Annotated in this window: 17 protein-coding genes; 15 read left to right on the forward strand and 2 right to left on the reverse strand. The window is 47.7% G+C overall.

The window, feature by feature from the left end:
- From BIZ37_RS21990 to BIZ37_RS22020, 7 genes are all read left to right on the forward strand, one after another.
- Window positions 1–2,340, forward strand: a 2,340-nt coding sequence (locus tag BIZ37_RS21990; protein WP_187463333.1) for a DMSO/selenate family reductase complex A subunit, incomplete at its 5' end; no start/stop codon positions are given.
- A 12-nt stretch (window positions 2,341–2,352) separates the two neighbouring features.
- A complete protein-coding gene (locus tag BIZ37_RS21995; protein ID WP_187463334.1) occupies window positions 2,353–2,970 on the forward strand; it encodes a DMSO/selenate family reductase complex B subunit in 618 nt (205 codons plus the stop codon).
- 3 nt (window positions 2,971–2,973) lie between these two features.
- The gene (locus tag BIZ37_RS22000; protein WP_187463335.1) at window positions 2,974–3,750 is read left to right on the forward strand and encodes a DmsC/YnfH family molybdoenzyme membrane anchor subunit; all 777 of its coding nucleotides are present in this window, start codon (window positions 2,974–2,976) and stop codon (window positions 3,748–3,750) included.
- Window positions 3,751–3,843: 93 nt separating this feature from the next.
- Entirely contained in the window at window positions 3,844–4,449 is a 606-nt protein-coding gene (locus tag BIZ37_RS22005; protein WP_187463336.1) for a molecular chaperone TorD family protein, read from the forward strand.
- Between the two features lie 87 nt (window positions 4,450–4,536).
- Complete coding sequence (locus BIZ37_RS22010) at window positions 4,537–5,370, forward strand: MaoC/PaaZ C-terminal domain-containing protein (RefSeq protein WP_187463337.1); 834 nt, start codon at window positions 4,537–4,539, stop codon at window positions 5,368–5,370.
- 149 nt (window positions 5,371–5,519) lie between these two features.
- Complete coding sequence (locus BIZ37_RS22015) at window positions 5,520–5,876, forward strand: RidA family protein (protein WP_187463338.1); 357 nt, start codon at window positions 5,520–5,522, stop codon at window positions 5,874–5,876.
- A 222-nt stretch (window positions 5,877–6,098) separates the two neighbouring features.
- Window positions 6,099–8,054, forward strand: coding sequence for a CHASE3 domain-containing protein (locus BIZ37_RS22020; RefSeq protein WP_187463339.1), 1,956 nt, complete (start codon window positions 6,099–6,101; stop codon window positions 8,052–8,054).
- A gap of 61 nt (window positions 8,055–8,115) precedes the next feature.
- Here the strand turns inward: BIZ37_RS22020 and yccS are convergent, their stop codons facing one another.
- Window positions 8,116–10,314, reverse strand: coding sequence for a YccS family putative transporter (gene yccS, locus BIZ37_RS22025; RefSeq protein WP_187463340.1), 2,199 nt, complete (start codon window positions 10,312–10,314; stop codon window positions 8,116–8,118).
- A 424-nt stretch (window positions 10,315–10,738) separates the two neighbouring features.
- Between yccS and helD the strand changes: the two genes are divergently transcribed.
- The 6 genes from helD to BIZ37_RS22055 all read left to right on the forward strand — a co-directional run bounded on the left by helD (window position 10,739) and on the right by BIZ37_RS22055 (window position 16,963).
- Window positions 10,739–12,826, forward strand: a complete 2,088-nt coding sequence (gene helD, locus BIZ37_RS22030) for a DNA helicase IV (RefSeq protein ID WP_187463341.1) — start codon at window positions 10,739–10,741, stop codon at window positions 12,824–12,826.
- 456 nt (window positions 12,827–13,282) lie between these two features.
- Window positions 13,283–13,543, forward strand: a complete 261-nt coding sequence (locus BIZ37_RS22035; RefSeq protein ID WP_187463342.1) for a hypothetical protein — start codon at window positions 13,283–13,285, stop codon at window positions 13,541–13,543.
- A gap of 107 nt (window positions 13,544–13,650) precedes the next feature.
- Window positions 13,651–14,649, forward strand: a complete 999-nt coding sequence (locus BIZ37_RS22040) for an efflux RND transporter periplasmic adaptor subunit (protein WP_187463343.1) — start codon at window positions 13,651–13,653, stop codon at window positions 14,647–14,649.
- Between the two features lie 12 nt (window positions 14,650–14,661).
- The gene (locus BIZ37_RS22045) at window positions 14,662–15,891 is read left to right on the forward strand and encodes an ABC transporter permease (RefSeq protein ID WP_187463344.1); all 1,230 of its coding nucleotides are present in this window, start codon (window positions 14,662–14,664) and stop codon (window positions 15,889–15,891) included.
- Between the two features lie 10 nt (window positions 15,892–15,901).
- Window positions 15,902–16,582: an ABC transporter ATP-binding protein gene (locus BIZ37_RS22050; RefSeq protein ID WP_255526860.1), complete on the forward strand. Its 681-nt coding sequence runs from the start codon at window positions 15,902–15,904 to the stop codon at window positions 16,580–16,582.
- A 75-nt stretch (window positions 16,583–16,657) separates the two neighbouring features.
- Window positions 16,658–16,963, forward strand: a complete 306-nt coding sequence (locus BIZ37_RS22055; protein WP_187463349.1) for a DUF6482 family protein — start codon at window positions 16,658–16,660, stop codon at window positions 16,961–16,963.
- Window positions 16,964–16,970: 7 nt separating this feature from the next.
- Here the strand turns inward: BIZ37_RS22055 and BIZ37_RS22060 are convergent, their stop codons facing one another.
- A complete protein-coding gene (locus BIZ37_RS22060) occupies window positions 16,971–17,846 on the reverse strand; it encodes a radical SAM protein (protein WP_187463345.1) in 876 nt (291 codons plus the stop codon).
- 225 nt (window positions 17,847–18,071) lie between these two features.
- Here BIZ37_RS22060 and BIZ37_RS22065 point away from each other — a divergent pair, with 225 nt between their 5' ends.
- Both BIZ37_RS22065 and BIZ37_RS22070 read left to right on the forward strand, forming a co-directional pair.
- Window positions 18,072–19,061 (forward strand): zinc-dependent alcohol dehydrogenase family protein, encoded by a 990-nt coding sequence (locus BIZ37_RS22065; protein ID WP_187463346.1) that lies wholly within the window; start codon window positions 18,072–18,074, stop codon window positions 19,059–19,061.
- A gap of 116 nt (window positions 19,062–19,177) precedes the next feature.
- Window positions 19,178–20,542, forward strand: coding sequence for an MATE family efflux transporter (locus BIZ37_RS22070; protein WP_187463347.1), 1,365 nt, complete (start codon window positions 19,178–19,180; stop codon window positions 20,540–20,542).
- Window positions 20,543–20,569 lie beyond the last annotated feature (27 nt).

Consider the following 20,569-nt stretch of genomic DNA (forward strand, 5'->3'; position numbering starts at 1 on the left):
ATGACCCTACCGTTCAAAGCATCCGCGACCGATGCAGCACCAGTTGGCGAAGAGACCATCAAGTACAGTGCTTGTTTGGTAAACTGCGGCAGCCGCTGTCCATTTAAAGTCCATGTCCGTGATGGCGTAGCGGTAAAAATTTCTCCTGAAGATGGCGTCGATGAGGCGATTTTCGGCCAGCATCAAATCCGTCCTTGTTTGCGTGGTCGTTCTGCACGTTTCCGTGCCTACAACCCTGACCGTTTGAAGTACCCAATGAAACGTGTCGGCAAACGTGGCGAAGGTAAATTCAAGCGTATCAGCTGGGATGAAGCCACGACGATCCTTGCCAAAGAGCTTTCTCGTGTGATCGAGACATATGGCAATGAAGCGGTGTATTACAACTATGGCTCAGGCCTAACCGGCGGTAACCTGCAGGGGCCTAATACCTGTCGTCGTCTGTTGAATGTGGCGGGTGGTTTCCTTGGCTCGCACAACACTTACTCTGAAGCGCAGATGAATGCTATCCAGCCTTATGTCTTTGGTCAGGCGGGCAACATCTACGGTACTGAGCAACAAACACTATTTTCTGAAATCAAAAACTCTGATCTTGTGGTGATGTTTGGCCAAAATCTGGCCGAGACACGCATGTCTGGTGGTGGCCAGATTGCTGAGATCTATCATGCTCTTGAGCAGAGCAACGCCAAAGTGATCTTGATTGATCCGCGCCGCACCGACAGTGTGACAGCGTTTGCCAGCGAGTGGTTGCCAATCCGCCCGGGTACGGATGCCGCGCTAGTTGCTGCATTAGGCCATACCTTGATCAAAGAAGATCTGATTGATGAAGAGATGCTCAATCGTTTCGCTGTAGGTTGGGACGAGTCTACCCTGCCTGAAAGTGCGCCAGAGAACAGCTCTTACAAGTCATATATCCTCGGCTTGGGTGATGATCAGGTTGAGAAAACTCCTGAATGGGCGAGTGAACTGACCGGTATCCCAGCGGTACGTATCAAGCAGCTTGCACGGGAAATTGCTGGTGCCAAAGCGGCATGGATCTCCCAAGGCTGGGGTGTTCAGCGTACTCAAACCGGTGAACAAGCTTCTCGCGCAATCATGATGCTACCTATTATGACCGGCCATTTCGGTCGCCATGGCACCAACATTGGTACTTGGGGCGGTAGTGTTCCTTACGTATTGTCTGGTCTGGCTCTGCCAAACCCAGTAAAAGCGTCTATCCCATGTTTCCTATGGACTGACGCTATTGTACGCGGCTCGGAAATGACGGCGAAAGCTGATCATGTTCGTGGCGTTGAAAAATTGTCTACCGACATCAAATTCCTGTGGAACTACGCCAGTAACGTGGCGGGCAACCAGCACTCTGATCTTAACCGTACCCATGAAATCTTGGCGGATGAGTCAAAGCTTGAGTTCAACCTAGTGTGGGATAACCACATGACACCGACTGCACGTTATGCCGATCTTCTATTGCCTGACGTATCGACGATGGAAACGGATGATCTGATCAATAACTCATACCAGTCAGGTGCTTACCACTATATGGTTCGCGTACAGCAGGCGATTGAGCCAATGTGGGAAAACCGACGTGTGTACGATGTACTGACAGAAGTGGCTGAAAAAATGGGTCTCAAGGAAGCCTACACTGAAGGCCGTACTTACGAGCAATGGCTTGAGCATGCCTATGGTCAGGTTCGCAAGAACAACCCGGCTTTGCCAACGTTTGCCGAGACCGATGGTATGGGCGTGGTAGATCGTCGTCTGGCCGATTCTAGCGAGCACATTGCACTGAAAGATTTCCGCGATAACCCTGAAGCGAACCCGCTGAAAACGCCATCAGGCAAAATTGAAATTTACTCAGAAGCACTAGCTGAACTCGCCCAAGAGCGTCCGATGCTGGAAGGTGATGATATTTCTCCGATCCCGGTTTACCACCCTGCGGTAGAAGGTATTGAAGATCACGAGATGCTGAAGAAATACCCGCTGCAGCTAACCGGTTTCCATACCAAAGGTCATACCCACTCAACTTATGCGTCGGTTGCGCATCTGAAAGAAGTGGCGCCAGATACTGTTTGGATGAACGAAATTGATGCGATGCAGCGCGGTATCAAGCACGGTGACCAGGTTGAGGTATTCAACGATCGTGGCCGTTTGCGTATGCCGGTAAAAGTGACTGCACGCATTATTCCAGGAACGGTTGCTATCCCTGAAGGGGCATGGGCACAGAAAAACAAGGCCGGTGTCGATGTAGGCGGTTGTATCAATACATTGACCACAATGAGAGCGACGGCGTTGGCGAAAGGCAACCCGCAGCACACAAACCTTGTTGAAATTGAACGAGTCTAAGGAGAATAACAAATGAAACAATACGGTTTTTTCGTAGACTCAGCGAAGTGTACTGGCTGTAAAACCTGTTCGGTAAGTTGTAAGGACGAGAAGGATCAGGATATCGGTCCTAAATTCCGCCGTGTCTATGAGTACGGTGGCGGTATTTGGAAGAAAGATGGTAATACCTGGACCCAAGATGTTTTCAACTACTACCTGTCTATTTCTTGTAACCACTGTGATGAGCCAACCTGTGTTGCAGGCTGCCCAACAGGTGCAATGCACAAGCGCAAGGAAGACGGTTTGGTTGTGGTTAACCAAGATGCCTGTGTAGGTTGCCGCTACTGTGAAATGCGCTGCCCTTATGGCGCGCCGCAGTTCGATGCCGAGAAAAAGGTGATGTCCAAGTGTGATGGCTGTTTCGAGCGCGTCGCCGAAGGTAAGAAACCGATATGTGTCGATTCGTGCCCACAGCGTGCATTGGATTTCGATGAAATTCAGGTACTGCGTGAGCGCTACGGTCAGCAGAATGCTATCGCACCGCTGCCAAACCCATCAATGACCAAACCTAACTTGGTTGTTAAAGCTCATGCTGATTCGCGCCCGACAGGGGATTCGACAGGCGCTGTACTGAACCCAGAGGAGATCTAAGCCATGCATGAATTACCATTAGTCTTTTTCACGGTATTCGGCCAGGCTGCAGTGGGTATCTTCCTATTGTCACTGTTGGCTTTCACGACGAAGCAAATCAGCGATGTGCAGCTGAAAACAGCTAACATAGTCGCTGCGGCTCTGCTGTTGGTCGGCTCGGCGATCGGTGGCCTTCACATGGGGCAACCGCTACGTGCATTCAACTTGTTGTTCGGTTTAGGCCGTTCTCCAATGAGTAACGAGATTATTCTGAGTGGCTTGTTTATGGCATGTGCGGCTGCGACTGTTGCGCTGAGCTTCATGCCGGGGAAAGAGTCTTTGTATAAACTGGCCAACAAAGCGACAGTATTAGCTGGTTTGCTATTTGCTTGGTCTATCCCGCAGGTATATCAGTTGGCGACTGTGGCAAGTTGGGATACTGCCCATACTTCACTGCAGATGTGGCTGACGGTGTTGGTTGCCGGTGGTGCGTTTGCCTTGATGCTGGGTGCTCACAAGTTGGGTTTTGCAACCTTGGCTGTCGGTGCGCTGGTATCGCTTGCGGCGAAGCCTAATTATATCGGTTTTGTTACTCAGGCTGCACCTGAGTTGGCAGTAAACCAATATAGCCTGTGGGGCGCACAAGCTGTGGCATTGTTGGTTGCTGTACTGATTGGCTGTGGTATCTTCAGCCAAAAGGGAGCGGCTAAACCATTGTTGATTGCTGGTGCGGGTGTCATGCTGGTTGGTGAACTGATTGGCCGCATTGCCTTCTATAACCTGTGGGCAATCCCGATGTAAGCGGATGCTTTTACTGCCCACTTCATATTTAGGGGAGTGGGCAGTAACAAATATAGAGTAGTGTTACTGATGACAACAGCCAGGTAAAAATTGATGATCACCCTTGTACCTAGGATCCTAGGTTTTCTGTTCTATTATTCTCCTTCCCACCCTTCGGTTGAGGCTATTCTCCCTGCCCTTAGCGATCTCCCTGAGCAGTTTGAACCCAAGCATCAAGAAAACGTTCGAACTCTCGTGCAAGAAATGGCAGCCCAAATTCAAGACAGCGCAAAGCATGATGAGTTAGCTGGAGAGTTCAGTTTATTGTTCGAAGGGCTTGGTGAAATGCCTGCGCCACCGTGGGGCTCGGTCTACCTCGATAAAGAAAGTATTGTGATGGGAGAGTCTACTGTTGAGTATCGCCGTTTCCTGGCAAGCAATGGTATTGCACTCGATACCCATATGCGAGAGCCGGATGATCAATTTGGTTTGATGCTATTGGCCTTTGCTCAGTTTATGGAATCCGAGAAATTTGATGCCAGCGCTGTACTGCTAGAGCAGCACCTATTGCCGTGGGCATTGCGCTACCTTGAGGTTTTGCAACAGGTGGAAGGGATATCGCCGTTCTATCCAAACCTTGCCAAGGTCGCACATTTATATCTCACATCTTTGGTTGAAGAGTTGGAGTTATCGCCAGCCGAGAAGCCTTTATACAAATAAGATGATTGGATTTGGATATCATCATCCAGTGCTAAAACCGGGCTACGCTCGGTTTTTTGCTTTTCGCCTTACTGAAGGGATCAACGTGTGACAACGATTCGTATCAAGCAGAACCAACTACCGTCTTTAGTGTCGTTATTGGCCAAGGCTATGCTGAAGAAGGGAAGGGATCCTTTGCCATCGATAAATATCACCATCGATGGTTTTACTTTTGAGAGAGATAACGTTAATCGCTATAACACATGCTGTGGTTTGCCTCAGGATCGGTTACCTCTTCCTTACTTGTTTGTGGCCACCCAACCCGCCCAGTTGTTGTTACTTACCCATCCTTCTGTTTCTTTAAAACTGCTGGGTATGATCCACACCCATGTCAGCTTCCATCAACAAACACCATTGAAAATCGGTAAGGCCTATGACTTCACGCTCGGTGTCATTGAATGCATTCAAACCGAAAAAGGCTTGGAGTTTGAGCTTGAAGGACGTTTTACACTTGATAGCGTTTACCAAGCGAGTTATCGCAGCCGTTGCCTGTTGCGAGATAAGCTACCTACCAATGACCGGAAAAAAACAACTGAAGCAACAGTTGATGAAGGGGGACAACCCCCTGCTTGGAACAAGCGGGACAAACTCACGCTGACACCTCAAATAGCGAGGGGTTATGCAGCCGTATCGGGCGATTACAATCCCATCCACCTGCACTGGTTAACCGCGAAGCCGTTTGGCTTCAAAGCACCGATTATTCATGGCATGTACTCGGTTGCCCGGATGTTTTCTGCCATTGACGGCCCAATTCACCAAGCTGAGTTTACCTTCCGCCGTCCGGCATTTTTGCCTTCAACGGCGACTTTGGAAGCGAGAGAGGGGGAGCTAAGGTTGCTCAATCGTGACGGCAAGCCTCTGGTCGAGGCAAGATATTGCTGATTCAAGTAAACCTGGCGTTAGGGGTATTCATAAATAATTACGTTTCAGACAGATATAGGAGATTCTGCTGAGACTAAATTTCGCTATTATGTTGGCCTAACAATCAATAACCCAAGCATTAGTCGGTTTGGGATTCAAAGGAAAGTAGTATGGATATTCAGCGTATTAACCCAACCAAGCGATGGTCTGATGTGACCGTCTTTAATGGTATTGCGCACTTTGTCGAAGTGGCTGAGCAGGACACCAGCGCCGATATGACCGGTCAGGTAAATCAGATTTTCGCCCAGGCCGAAGAGATGCTGGCCAGCGTCGGCAGCGATAAATCCCGTTTGTTGTCTGTGACAATTTACGTTACCGATTTTGCTAACTTTGATGCGTTGAATGTCGCTTGGGAAGCCTGGTTGCCAGAAGGCTGTGCGCCTAGCCGTGCGTGTGTCAAAGTCGAACTTGCCGATCCAAACTTGTTGGTTGAAATGGCCTTTGTGGCGGCCGCTGGCCAGCAGTAAGAATATGGGCTCGGTGTCGTGAGCAACTGACACCGAGCTACCTTGTTTGATCAACTTTCCAATTTTTCAACTTATTCAGTTCGTTTTCACCCCCTTTTGTGATCTTGTTGCAAAGGGTGGCCCTGCACTCCGTTAATATCTTTTTTATCAATAGCTTAAATTAGACTAATTGCCAGTTTCTTCTACCATCAAATATACGACTAACTCGATTGGAGCTGGGAGATGGATTTCTCGAACTTATCTATTCGCGCCCGCCTGTTGTTGATTAATTCCGTTATTTCTTTGATGTTGTTAGGCCTAATGGGCGTTGTGTACAATGCGATTTCTACCATGGAAAAAACGTCCCATTGGGTTGAACATACTCATGAGGTTATCCGCCAAAGTGAGGGGCTGGTCAGCGCGATGGTGGATCAAGAAACGGGGTTGAGAGGGTTTGCCATTGCCGGTCAAAGTGACTACTTGGAGCCGTACCAGTCAGGGCAAAAAGACTTCCAAGAAAATCTAACCTCGGTGAAACAGTTAACCAGTGATAACCCAGCCCAGCAGCAACGTTTTGATGGTGTCGAAGAGCAAGCAATACGTTGGCAGGCTTATGCTGAATCCGTGATCGCTCTGAGGAATGATATCCAAAGCGGAGAAGCGGTAAATAAATCACTGACAGAGTTAATAGCCTCAGGTGTTGGCAAGCAGAAAATGGACGGTATTCGCCAAGAGATCGCCAGTATGCAGCTCGGTTTCATCGGTGACGAAATACTCAATGCCATGATTAATATGGAGACTGGGCTGCGAGGGTTCATGCTTAACCGGCAAGAGTCTTTTTTGGAGCCTTATTTGTTGGGTCGGTCAGTGATTGCTGAAAACAGCTCAACAATCGCATCAACCCAACTTGCTAGAGACATTGAGGGCTGGATAACCAGTTATGCTGAGCCGGCAATTGGACTTGTTCGGGAAGCGTCCCAATATAAGACGATGTCAGATTTATATAATTTACTGGCAGGTAAGCAAGGCAAAATATTCATGGATGGTTTGCGCCAGCGAGTCGATGAGATTATACAGGTTGAGCAGGCATTAATGACAACCCGTCAAGCGGCGGCTTTATCGTCGGCATCATTGGCGAATAACGTGATTATTTTCGGTGGGTTAACAACACTGATTATTACCTTTATTTTTGCTCACCTAGCGTCAAAAAGCATTACCAGACCCATGGACCGTGCTGTAGAAATTGCTAAGCAACTAGCAGAAGGTGATCTCAATGTTCGGTTTGAAAAAGCCGGTAATAATGAAATTGGTACTTTACTTGGCGCCATGCAAAAAATAGCTGATAACTTGAAGCAAATGATTGGCAAGGTGATAGCCACGAGTGAACAACTGAGTGATTCCTCAACCCAACTGACCCAAACTTTGGATAAAACAGGGAGTGGTGCGAAAGAGCAGTTGAACCAGACCGATCAGATTGCGGTTGCCATGAATCAAATGTCTATCTCTGTTCAGGAAGTCGCTCAAAATGCGGTGTCGGCTGCCCATGTTGCTAGCGAGACCGATCAGGAGGCTAAAAAAGGGCTGATGGTGATAGAAGAAACAATGGGGAATATCGATAAACTGGATAGGGAAATTACGCATACATCAACTCAACTATCTAACCTGGTTGAGGAAACGAACAATATCGGAAAAATACTCGATGTGATTGGCGGCATTGCCGAGCAGACCAACTTATTGGCACTTAATGCCGCGATTGAGGCGGCAAGGGCGGGTGAGCAAGGGCGCGGGTTTGCAGTCGTTGCTGATGAGGTCAGAGTCCTCGCCCAAAGAACCCAAGAGTCGACAACTGAAATTCAAAGCCTTATTGAGCGGCTCCAAGGGGGCACTGAAGAAGTGGTCTTAAGCATGTCGCAAAGTACGGAATTATTGAAATCAACAATAGATTCAGCAAGCCAGTCTGGTGCCGCATTTGGCACAATTACGCAATCCATTTCAAAAATTAATGACATGAATACCCAAAGTGCCAGTGCCTCGGAACAACAGAGCGTGACGGCAGAGCAGGTGAACAAAAATATGCTGACGGTTAATGGAATTTCACAAGAAAGCTATGAGGTAACAATGAGTGCGGTGGATTCCTGTAAAGAGCTTATCCGGCTTTCTAAGGTATTAAATGAAGCGGTACAGAAGTTTAAAGTGTAATTGGATATCTGATTAAATGGCAGATAATCAAAGGGCTGCGAATGCAGCCCGGTTTATTTCGCTAAGCCTTTGCTGAAGCCTCATCCTCGGCAGGAGCATTGGTTCTCGCCGCCAGTTTGTTGGCCAACGAATGAAGCTCGGGAAGCATGCGCTGGATCAGGTGTAATTGTTGCAACACCATCCGGGCCGAAGTGGAATCCTCATCGCGCCACAACGAAAGGCGTTGATCCAGCTCGCTATCGGATTCCGGTGCCTGAGCACAGTGGTTGCCTGCCAGCTGGGCGGCCAAGCAGTCCAAATGCTGGTGGATCTGCCGGTGGGCCTGAGAGACCAAGTGGTGGGTGCTCTCGTCCTCTAGTTGAGTACGGTGGGCACCCAGGGCCGAAATATAACTCAGCATGGCATGGTTCAGTGTCAAGAAGCGGAAGCTCTCGTCTGTTGCCATGCGGTAGCGGCCGGGTTCCAGCAGCATATTACTGATTGCGGTACTGAGCTGGGCATCGGTATTGTGCGCATCGCGGCGGGCAATACGGTAGTTCAGGCTGTCTTTCTTACCGATCCGGTACTGGCCAATTATTTGCGCTAGGTAGTCACGGTTGGTCTCTATGGCTGTCGCCATTACCTTATGCAGGCGACGGGCTTGCCAATCGGGTAGGATGAAACTCACCGCTAATACCGCAAGTAAACAGCCGAGCAGGGTATCGCCGAGACGCGGCAGTATGACCGCAAAGCCTTCGCCAAGCTGGTTGAAACAGAACAGCACTAGCAAGGTGATGAACATAGTTGCCACACCATAATTGGCGGTACGGAAGGCAAAGAACATCACACCGGTAAAGACCATCAGCACCAATTGGCCTTCTTGTCCCGGGAATAGGTAAAGTAACGGCATGCCGATCAGCAAACCGGCCAAGGTGCCAATTACCCTTTGTTTCAGCCTTTGGCGGGTTGCACTGTAATTAGGCTGGCAGACAAACAGGGTGGTCAGCAATATCCAATATCCCCGTTCTAAATCTAAACCGAGAATGATGCCATAACCCACGGTAAGCGCTACAGCCATACGCAATGCATGACGGAACAGCATCGAGCTTGGATCAAGCTGGGCACGGATACGCTGCCAGCGCTCTTTCATGCTGCGCGCTTCGGTATCAGACAGCTCATTATCACGGGCGTTGTCGGTGGTCGATACATCAGGGTTGCTGACGTTCGAAAGCTGGCGTTCAACCGTGGCAAGGTTGTTGAACAGGTATTCCAGCTGGTTGATAAACACCCGGCGCTTGGGGTCGTTTTGGTTCTTGAGATAAAACAGGGACTCTTGTAGTTCATCCAGGGCTTTGACGCTCTCGATACCATGGCTGTAAGATTTTCCCATTGCCAAGGCGTGGGCAATTTCCCGGCAGGCCTTAGCTTGTTGGGTAAGCAGGCGCTGGAAACGGAACAGGACATCACTGCGCTGGAACTCCGCGGCCAAGTCTTGGTAGCGATAGTGGGAAGAGCTGGCCCGTTCGTGAATATCTTGCACCAAGAAATAGATCTTGAGGAATTTGTCCCCGGTTTCATTTGGGTGGCCGCGACGGGCACGGTGAAGCAAGGTTGATTTGGCATCATTAAGTGCACTGACCACCTTGGCATTCTTGGTTGCAGCTTGCAGGCGGAGAGGCTGCGGGACAAGATCAGCAACCGGTTCGAATAGTTGGCTCTTGCTATCGAGGTAGCAGGCCAGTTCGGTAAAGACTTTAGACAGGCTTTGTTGAACTGGTTGGTTTGGCCACAATACCTGCCAGCTCAGTGATAGCAGCCCGTACCAGGTTGCGCCGCCAAGCAGCAACATTGGTTGGTACCACAAATTCGGACTTTGCGCGGCTCCCAGCATGGTGTATACCGCCAGCAACAAAGAAGCAAACGCGATGCTAGCGTAGCGTGCCCCCATCGAGCCCAACATGATAAAGCCAAAGGTCGAAGTAAATAACCCGATAGCAAACAACGGTGGGTAAGGGAATAGGATTTCAATCGAGAAAGAGGCGAGAACGAAACAAAGCAGGGTGGTGATCAGGGCTTTGATACGTCCGGTTAAATTATCATCCGTTTCGGCGAGCGCAGAGGCAATGATCCCCAAGACTAAAGGCGTGACTTCAGTGGTAGCCTCTAGGTACCAGCAGGGGAGAGCAACCCCTACCAAGGCGATAAGTACACGTATGCTGTAGTTTATCCGGTCGTTTGCCCAGTAACGACGCAAGGTTAATTGTAAGCGGCTATTTGTCATTGTTTTTATGGTCTTCCTAGTGAAGCGCTAAAGATAGCAAACTTCAGTTCGCAAGCGTTATTAATCCACATAAAAAACGCAGTTATAGGGTTTGTGCAGGTATTTCTAGGTTGATTTTTGTTCGTGTTGGTCTGGAAATGAATATCTACCCAGAGGGTTGCTGCTTAATTTCACCAACGCAACTCACAGTTTTTGCCTTGTTTAAATTGACAACAACTCGCTGTAAAAGTCTCCGCAAAATAATAACATGGACAAATTAATTGGCAGAAAATTTACGCAAACTATTTTTTGGACGCTAGGGTATATCTATAGAACTTGATACTCTTAGGTCCAAGTCGTTTTTTCGTTAATAGGCTACACAATGTCTAATAACGCGCGCAAATGCTAGCGTAGTAGCAGAAGTAAGTTGAGTGTTGGTGACAGAATGCGTTTGACAGCAGGGTGGTTGGCCCAATGGCTCGCCCAAGGTGATTATTGCAGTATTGCTCTCGGTGAAAATTGTTTGGTGCTTGATAGCCAAACAGAAACAGAAGAAATTCCCTTTGATGAGTGGGATGGCGCTATAGATGTCCATCGTGGCGTATTATGGGGCAGTTTTGAATTAACCTCTGCTGATCAGGAATATTGCTGGACGATACATGGTTTGCCTTGGCGGCAATGTAAGGCGTTTGCCAACATGTTACTTGAAGCTTATCGAAACTGGGCGCAGGGCCGGGTAGAAAAGCTTGATAACCTGTTGCCGGAAATGCTCACTCGTATTGATAGCTATGCTGAGGCTGATGGCTACCTGCGTGAATCCTCTCACCGCCAATTGCACCGTTATCTTGAGAACTCCTTAGCCTCGACTGGACTGACCCGTGAACTGGCGGGATCTTTCCGTCCATTGGCGTTTGAGAAAGTGGAGCCTTGGCTAGAAGGTAACCAAGACTGGGTAGAAGAAGCCAACAGCCAATGGTTGGAAAAAGAAACCGAAAAGTGGTCATCATGGTTCGATAAGTTTGAATCGTCGCCGTTAAACCCTTCCCAGCGTGAAGCCGTCTTGATTAATCAGGATCATAACCTAGTACTGGCAGGCGCCGGGACCGGTAAAACCAGTGTGCTGGTGGCCCGTGCCGCTTACTTGATTGCAAATCAGCAATGCCAGCCAGAAGAAATCCTGATGTTGGCCTTTGGCCGCAAAGCCGCTGAAGAGATGAGTGAGCGTTTGGGGGCGAAAGTCAGTGACCGTATCAAGGTGGCAACCTTCCATAGTTTGGGTACCCAAATTATCAAAGCGGTAGAGAGTGAGATGCCGAGTGTATCGCCTGTCACGCTGGATGAGAAAGAGCGTGCCAAGTGGATCGCTCAGGTGTTGACCGAGCAGTGGGAAACCGCCGCTTCTGCCAAGCGTTGGCAAAAACACCTCACCCAATGGCGTATTCCTGGCTTCAAAGCCGAAAACTCCATGGAGAAGCAGGCCAAAAGTGAACAACTGGCGGCTTGGGTATGGCGTCATATTGAATTGATTGGCCAGCGTGGTGCGAACAAGTCACAGTTGGTTGAAAGCATTGAAAAGCATGATAATGAATCGGCTCGTGCCCGGATGAAGAGTGAGTTGGCTCTGCTGTGGCCTTGCTACCGTGCTTATGAGCAACATCTCAAAGCCAACAAGCAGATTGACTTCAATTCCATGATCCAAAGGGCAACGGAATATGTCAAAGAGGGCAAGTTTACGCCACCTTGGCAGTTTGTCATGGTTGATGAATATCAGGATATTTCCCCGCACCGTTTGGCGCTTATTGAAGCGCTTTGCCATGCCGGAGAGAAAGACAACAGGCCAACTTTGTTTGCGGTTGGTGATGACTGGCAGGCTATCTATCGCTTCGCGGGCGCAGATGTGAACCTGACGACCGGCTTTGAGCAACGCTTTGGTGCCAGCCATATTACTGAGCTCGATACTACGTATCGCTTCAATAGCATGATCGGTGAAGTGGCGAATGCCTTTATCCAGCAGAACCCGAACCAGCTGAAAAAAGATCTCACCAGTTTCAAGAAACAGAAGCGAAAAGCGGTGACCTTGCTATGCCAGGACTTGATTGATCAGGAACTGGCGCAACTAGCCTCACAGCAAAAAGGTGAAGTGACCACTTTGCTGCTTGGTCGCAATAACAACCAGCGCCCTGAAAAGCTTAAGCAATGGCAGGAGAAATGGCCGCACCTTGGCATTAACTTTATGACCTGCCATGCGAGTAAGGGCCGTGAAGCCGACTTTGTGTTTGTGCTCGATGTGAACCGTGGTGTATTCCCAGCACCTGATCGTGATACTGGGCTGGCTGCTTGCCTTCAGGCGCGAGGCGAAAGCTTCACTGATGCCGAAGAGCGCCGTCTGTTCTATGTTGCGCTTACCCGTGCCAAGAAGCATGTTTGGGTCTGCGCCGAGCCGCAAAAGCCCTCGACGTTCGTTAATGAGTTGATTGATGACGGCTACCCGGTGATGAACAAGATCAAGCGGGTGAAAGCGAAGCAGAAATAATCTGTTCTCTGTATAAGATATTGATAATTAGGCCAGCTATATTAGCTGGTCTTTTATTTATTATTGTCGATGATGAACCGATATTCTTTGTTATATTGTAAAAAGGAATTTAACTAATTTGCTGAGTATTTACCAAAAACTACAATTTTGATGTTGATTTTTTTTGTTGTAATAGAGGGCAAAATAAAACAACAAGGATATATTTTTTATTAATATGTTTGTGTTAATCCCGAAGTAGTATAGGTGTTTGAAATATCATTGTATTGATAGTTTTTTTAAAAAAATAACCTCTTGGATTTAATGAGGAATTAATAAAAACGTCTCAAAAATTAGATGATTGTTTAAAGCTATTTTTTGCATATTCATTATCAAATATCTATAAATACTACCGTGTTTAAGAAAATAGACACACCAATATAGGAATAACTTCGGTACTACGAATTAGGATAAATTCCAATGAATATTAAACTAGTTGGCCTTTTCGCTGCTTTTGCACTGGCAGTTGCTTCATCAGGTGCTCACGCATACAGTTATAAATCCTATTACAAACATGACTATAAGTCTTATCACAAGGCGGATTACAAGAAGCCTGTAATCAAATACAAGAAAACCAAGTATAAACCGCAAAAGCCGCAAAAATGTAAGCCTACTAAATCGTATTATGGCTCAAAGAAAAAAGTCCGTTTCTCCAAATGTGATCGTCATTATGGATATTAGTAAAATTTAAGCTGGTGGCGGTCATTGAGGCCGCCACTAGCTACTTAAGTGACAGGTATGCCTAAATTAAGTTGATTTTATGCATATGAACTGGAGGCTTTATTTAGATGCAATCTACCATCTGCAGTCACCTGACAATATTGTTTATCCTTCCTCTTTTTATTGCCTGTAACGATTCATATCAAGAGTCTCAAAACGCCATGCTTGCTGAGGAATTACAAGTCGAAGAGCCTACATCTCGAAACGATCAAGAATTAATGGTTATTGCCTCAGGGACATTGAAGCCTGTAGGTGAAGTTGAAGTTGGCTCTGAAGTGTCAGGAACAATTATTGAATTACTGGTCGATTTCAATGATGTTGTTCAAAAAGGGCAGCCAATAGCCAAGATTGATCCGAAATTCTTTGAGGCGCAGATACGACAAGCTGAAGCGGCCCTGCTCAATGCTGAGGCGCTGGTAGAAATGAAAAAGGCATCATTGCGCCAAGCTGTACGTTCTTTGAAGCGCATCAGAGCGCTTAACAAGCGTAAGGCGGTATCAGAGAATAGCTTGGAAGAGGCAGAAACGAATGTTTGGGTGATAGAGGCCGAGTTAGAGCAAGCCAAAGCGGTAGTAATTAGCCATGAGGCGGCACTGGAAGAGGCTAAAGTGACACTCTCCAGAACGGAAATTCTCGCGCCTATTGATGGGGTTGTGTTGTCGCGTGAAGTTATGAGCGGGCAAACAGTAGCAGCTAGCCTTGAGGCCCCGAGATTATTCAAACTTGCCCATACCTTGGATGAAATGGAAATACACGCAAGGATTGATGAAGCCGATATTGGCCAGATCCGTACTGGCCAGAGTGCTGAGTTTTCTGTACCGGCCTATGGCAACCAGCGTTTTAAGGCAAAAGTTGAGCAAATCCGTGTCGCACCATTAGTCTTCGATAATGTGGTGACCTACACCGTTGTTTTATCAGTAGAAAACAATGGCGATCCGTTGTTGCCCGGGATGACTGCTGTGGTTGAGATAACCACCGATGAGACACCAGATACGAGCAATGCTAGTTACACTTCACGCATAGAGGAGTCAATGACTTCAAAGCTAGATATGCTGAATGATAATTAGGTTTTGAGTGCGATGAGTTACTGGTTGTATTTATCGAATGCCCTAAGGATTATTTATCGCCACCGTTTACGTAGTGCCCTGACGATATTGGGTATCATGATTGGTGTAACGGCTGTGGTGACCGTCATTGGGGTTGGTGCGGGTAGTCAGCACCAAGTTTTGCAGCAAGTAGAAAGCCTTGGTGCAGACTTACTCTTTATTGAACCCGATGCAATGCAGAGCGGGGGAGTGCAGATGGAAGGCAACTCATCAACGCTGACATTAGAAGATGTTGAGGCTATACGAACTTTTGTCCCTAATGTGGTCGCCACTTCTCCCTCTGTATATGCCGAAGGACGATTAATTTACGGAGCAAGAAATTGGATTAGCCGCATCCAAGGTACAACTCAAGACTACCTGCTATTGAGAAAGTGGGAAATCGCCAAGGGGCGGATGTTCAATAATTATGAACAGAGCCGAGCAAAAAAGGTTGCGGTGCTGGGTGAAAGTGTAGAAAAAGCCCTATTTAAAGGTGAAAGTGCCGTTGGCAAAACGATTCGTATCGGCCAAACACCATTTAAAGTTGTTGGGGTATTAAATCGAAAAGGGCAATCTCCAGGCGGATTGGACCAAGATGATAGAGTGCTGATACCTTTATCGACGGCCAAACTTCGTATTATCGGTTTAAGCAAAACCCGTCCGGGATCGATTCATTACGCGCATATCCGCATTGCAGACCAAAACAAAATTGGCGAAAGCATCGCTCATATTCAGCAGCTGTTACGGCAGCAACACCGTCTCCCCGATCATAAACCTGATGATTTCATTATTAATGATTTAACTGAGCTGCAAGAGAGCATGGCAGATGCAACCCGCTCAATGACTTTTTGGCTGGCATCCGTCGCTGCCGTATCTTTAGTTGTCGGTGGGATCAGTATTATGAATGTGATGCTGGTGGCAGTTCGTGAAAGGACGGAAGAAATTGGCTTGCGCCGGGCTATCGGAGCTACCCACAAAGATATCCGCAACCAATTTATGATCGAGGCCACTTGCCTGACAACGATTGGTGGCCTGTCTGGGTTAGTGCTTGGTGCGGTGTTGGTGTTTGTTGTCGCTAAAGTTCGTGATTTTCCAGTGATGATCACGCCAGGGGCTATCCTTCTTGCCTTGGGATCAGCCTGCCTGGTGGGGATGCTATCAGGGTTGTATCCCGCGTTAGTCGCCTCACGTCTCGACCCTATTCGGGCATTGAAACGGGAGTAAGGAGAGCTGTATGGGAGGTAACATATCGGCATTGGTCCAATTGGATACGGTTAGCCGTGTATATACCATGGGAAGTAGCGATGTGGTTGCTTTGCGAGCAATCTCATTAGCTATTGATTCTGGTGAGTATATCGCGATCACTGGTACCTCGGGGTCAGGAAAATCAACCTTGTTGCAGATCATTGGTTGCCTCGATACACCTTCTGCAGGACGGTATGTATTAAACGGAACCCGGGTTGATGCCCTGTCTGATATCGAGCTGTCCCGTATCCGAAATTTCCAAATAGGCTTTGTTTTCCAAGCTTTTCATTTGCTGCCGCAATTTAATGTTTGTGAGAATATTGAGTTACCGCTGCTCTATCGAAAACTCTCGAAGCAAGAGCGCGAAGATAAAGTTAATGAGGCCTTGGCTAAGGTCGGGTTAACCAAACGCGGCCTGCACAAGCCCCATGAATTATCCGGTGGTGAGCGGCAGAGGGTGGCTATTGCCCGAGCATTGGTCGGTTCGCCCTCGCTATTGCTGGCTGATGAACCTACGGGGAATTTGGATCAGCGGACCGGTGATGAAATTATGCAGCTCATCGAAAATCTCAATGATGAAGGTGTGACGGTCGTGATGGTAACTCATGACCTTGAAAAAGCTGGGCGGGCTCAGCGCCGGATTGAGATGAAGGATGGCCTGATACTGTGAATGAGCCGAGATAATTCCTTCCAAGTGATCGTCTTGCTTCTTGCCATCGTTGTCACTGGTTTGAGGAGAAAAATGATGGCTATGACACTGAGTAAGCTCGAGAAATACTTCTATATCGACAAGTTGGTTATTCACTCGCTCGATTTATCTTTATATCAGGTGTCAGTTGTCGTTGATGGCGAGGAACACTTTGTCACCGATGAAAAAGGGTGTTTCTTGCGAGCTTTCTCTATCGTTGAGTTGCAGAAGCAGTGCCGCAGACTGAAGGCGAAGCAGCAAGTGCTCCGCCAACAGAGTGCTTACGATGAAATGGTTGGCCAGCCTGTTCGTGGCAGTTCAAACCTGCTTGAAGTCCCATTGAAAGACAACAAGCTTTATTGACCAACCCTTACCAGGCGAAGGTCTGAATGACGTTCTGCTTGGTGATTGGGTTGTGGGCAATATCTTGGTTGATTTTATCCAAGAACGGTTGCCTTGCTGCTGGCAGCATCCCACGCATTGGTGAGATGTTGTTTCCGTGGTCGCCCCAATAGTAGCAAGGGAAATCTTCCAAGTTTTCCAGCAAGTACTTTTCCTCTTCCAGAATCTGTAGCGGAGTTGGCAGGGTAAATTCACCACGGTGGATTTCCCTTTCAAGCTCTGATCCTGGCTGTACGGCCAGTGCCATTGGCGCTATAGCATCCGGCTGCATGATATTGAGCAAACTAGTGGTATTGATTGCGTGCTCAACCGAGCGTTCTTTGCCACCAAGGCCGAAGATAAAAGAGGCCAGCACTTTGATCTCGGCTTCTCTTGCCATCGCCATACCTTCGATGGCGTGCTCGCGGGTCATGCGCTTTTTGATCTTCTCCAAAACAATAGGATCGCCAGACTCCAAACCGGAATACGCCATGCTAAGGCCGGCAGACTTCATTTCTTTTAATTCGCTGATACTTTTACGGCGGAAGTCATTGAAGCCGGAGTAAAGCGAGATATTCTTGATTTCCGGGAATGTCGCTTTGATTTTGTCCAAAATCTTGAGCAACATTTCGGTCCGGATTGCCATTACATTACCGTCGACAAGGAAGAACGATTCAACATGAGGGTAGATAAGGCGCGCTTCCTCTATATCGCGGAAGATACCTTCAATATCCCTGACTTTGAACCGCTTATCGTCGAACATTGTGCAGAAAGTACATTGGTTGTTACTGCATCCCAGCGTGGTTTGGATCAGTACGCTCTCGGCCTCCATCCAAGGACGATAAATTTTACCTTCGTAGTGCATAGGGCACTCCTTGAAACGAATCGGAATTGATGCGGTGCAGTCTAGCGACGAGTTTGACTGTTGATAATTGGCCGCATGGTGAAATCAGTCTTAATGCAAAATTAATAATGGCGGGATTATTAAGGAAATCTTAAAACTCATTCGTCCCCAATCGGAATTATCATTTCACCAGCGCCGAATATACTTATCACCATCAGTTTCGCATTCAATAAAGAGGTTATTCCCATGAAAGCAATGGTTATTCGTGAATTTGGTGGTGTTGAAGGTTTCGAGCAAGCAGAAGTTGCAAAGCCAGAAGTAAAAGCTGGGCATGTTTTGGTTCGTATTGCTTCAACCAGCGTCAACACAATCGACATGATGATCCGCGAAATGGGTGAGGGCCTGCCGTTTTCGCCGCAAGCACCGGCTGTTTTGGGGATGGACTTTGCTGGCGTTGTAGAAGCCGTAGGTGAGGGTATCACTGAATTTAAGGCTGGTGATGAAGTCTTCGGTTGTGCGGGTGGTTTGGGCGATCTGCCTGGAACACTGGCCGAATATATCTTGGCAGATGTTAATTTGATTGCCCATAAGCCTAAGAACCTGTCGATGACAGAAGCTGCAGCGCTTCCATTAGTGGGTATTACCGCCTTTGAAGGCCTCCAGCGTGCAGGTATCTCACAAGGGCAAAAAGTGCTGGTGCATGGCGCTGCTGGTGGTGTAGGTCATGTTGCGGTTCAATTAGCACGTCATTTCGGTGCAGAGGTGTACGGTACGGGTAGTGCTGGCGAGCAAGCCGAGTTGATTGAAAGCCTGGGAGCGACAGCGATTGATTTCAAGGCAGAGTCGGTAGCGGATTATGTGGCTAAACATACCGATAGCGAAGGTTTCGATGTGATTTTCGATTCAGTAGGTGGTGCGAATCTTAATAACTCTATTGAGGCAGCAAAACTGAATGGTCAGATCGCCACAACACTGTCTTTCCTTGAATTGGATCTTTCAATGGTTCATATGAAAGGACTGTCGTTACATGTCGTCTTTATGCTGATCCCCATGATCCATAACAAGGGGCGTGAAGAGCACGGTAAAATCTTGGAAGCATTGGCGAAAATTGCCGAAGCAGGTGAGCTAAAGCCTGTTCTTGATAGCCAGCGTTTTGCCCTTACCGAAGTTGCCGAGGCACATAACCGTTTAGCGAGTGGTCAGGCGATGGGCAAGGTGATGATTGATATCGCTTAAGGCTTACTCTTAAGCCGTTTTAAAGGCTCGCCATGGGCGGGCCTTTTTCACTTGTTTTATCTCTTCTGTCCTGCTGGGCATTTTTCTTGTCATAGCCATATCTAGAGGTCGCAGATATGTTGTCTGTCTCACCGACTTTGAAATTGATCATAAGCAGGACGCTTCCCCTCACAGTAGGGTTGTTTGCCATTATGTTGGTTCAGTTGGTGGATTCGATTTTTATCGGGCTACTAGGGCTTGATGAACTAGCTGTGCATGGCATGACGCTACCGTTCCAAACGGTGTTTGTCGGCTTGCAAGTAGGAATAGGTGTTGCAGCAACGTCAATCATTGCTAGGGCTGTGGGCGCAAATCAGCGAAATAAGACGACAAGAGTCGCAACGGTGTCTGTTATATTTGGCTTGATACTGATTGCGCTAGTTTGTTTTCTGTTTTGGGTATTCAGCGATTATGCCTTCTCGGTATTTATTGCAGGTGATACCCCAACAGAGCAAGCAAACCTGCTTAAGGGGCTTTTCAATACCTATTGGCCGGTATGGCTGTTGAGTGCTTTTTCCGTTGCTGCGTTGTATTTGGCAACCTGTATCTACCGCTCATACGGCGACAGCAAAATGACCGGAAGTATGTTTGTTATCGCCAGCGTGATAAACCTGGTACTCGATCCGCTTTTGATGTTTACCCTTGATATGGGGATAGCAGGTGCAGCCCTGGCGACAATGTTGGGTTATGGCAGTACAGCCATGTATATGTACTTCAAAGCCAGAGGCAAGCATTGGTTTTCAGCTTTAGTATTTGATAGCACAACATGGGGAGCATTCAAAGAATTGGTCGGTACAGCGGTCATGACCACGGCAAACCAGATTTTACCGGCTGTCAGTGCGTTTTGGGTTATGTTTCTTATTGCTAAAAGCGGTACCGACACCTTGGCCTTCTGGAGTTTATTGACACGCTTTGAAAGTTTCGCGATTGTCTTTACTCTGGCATTGACCATGTCGATCCCACCATTGGTTGGGCGATATTTCGGCCAGGAGTCGTGGGAGAAAATTACAGGTCTATTACTGACAACGGCAAAGTTCATACTTGCTTTCCATAGTGTAATTGCCGTTTTGCTATTTTTGGCTTCACCGTTTGTAAGCCAATTGCTCAGTCAGCAGTTGGACATACAGCAATGGTTCGAATTAGCCCTGATCATTCTACCATTCAGTTATGGGCCTCTAGGTTTGTGCATGGTATCGGTATCGGCATTAAATGCGCTGGGCCAATCTAAACATGCGCTGCTGGTGACATTTACCCGGTTGTTTGTTTTATACCTGCCGGCAATTTGGCTTGGGGTAGCGACAGATAGCATAGCTTATATTTTACTGGCAGCATCACTGGCAAATATCTTCGCTGGTTTGGTGGCATGCGGTGCGTTATGGAAAGTATTATCTGTTAAACACAAGGCTTTTATGGTGTCAACTGGACAGATGGTTACTAATTGATTGTGAAAAAAAATCCCCCTATAAAGG

The sequence above is a fragment of the Photobacterium sp. BZF1 genome (assembly GCF_014349205.1).
In the GTDB taxonomy this organism is placed as follows: domain Bacteria; phylum Pseudomonadota; class Gammaproteobacteria; order Enterobacterales; family Vibrionaceae; genus Photobacterium.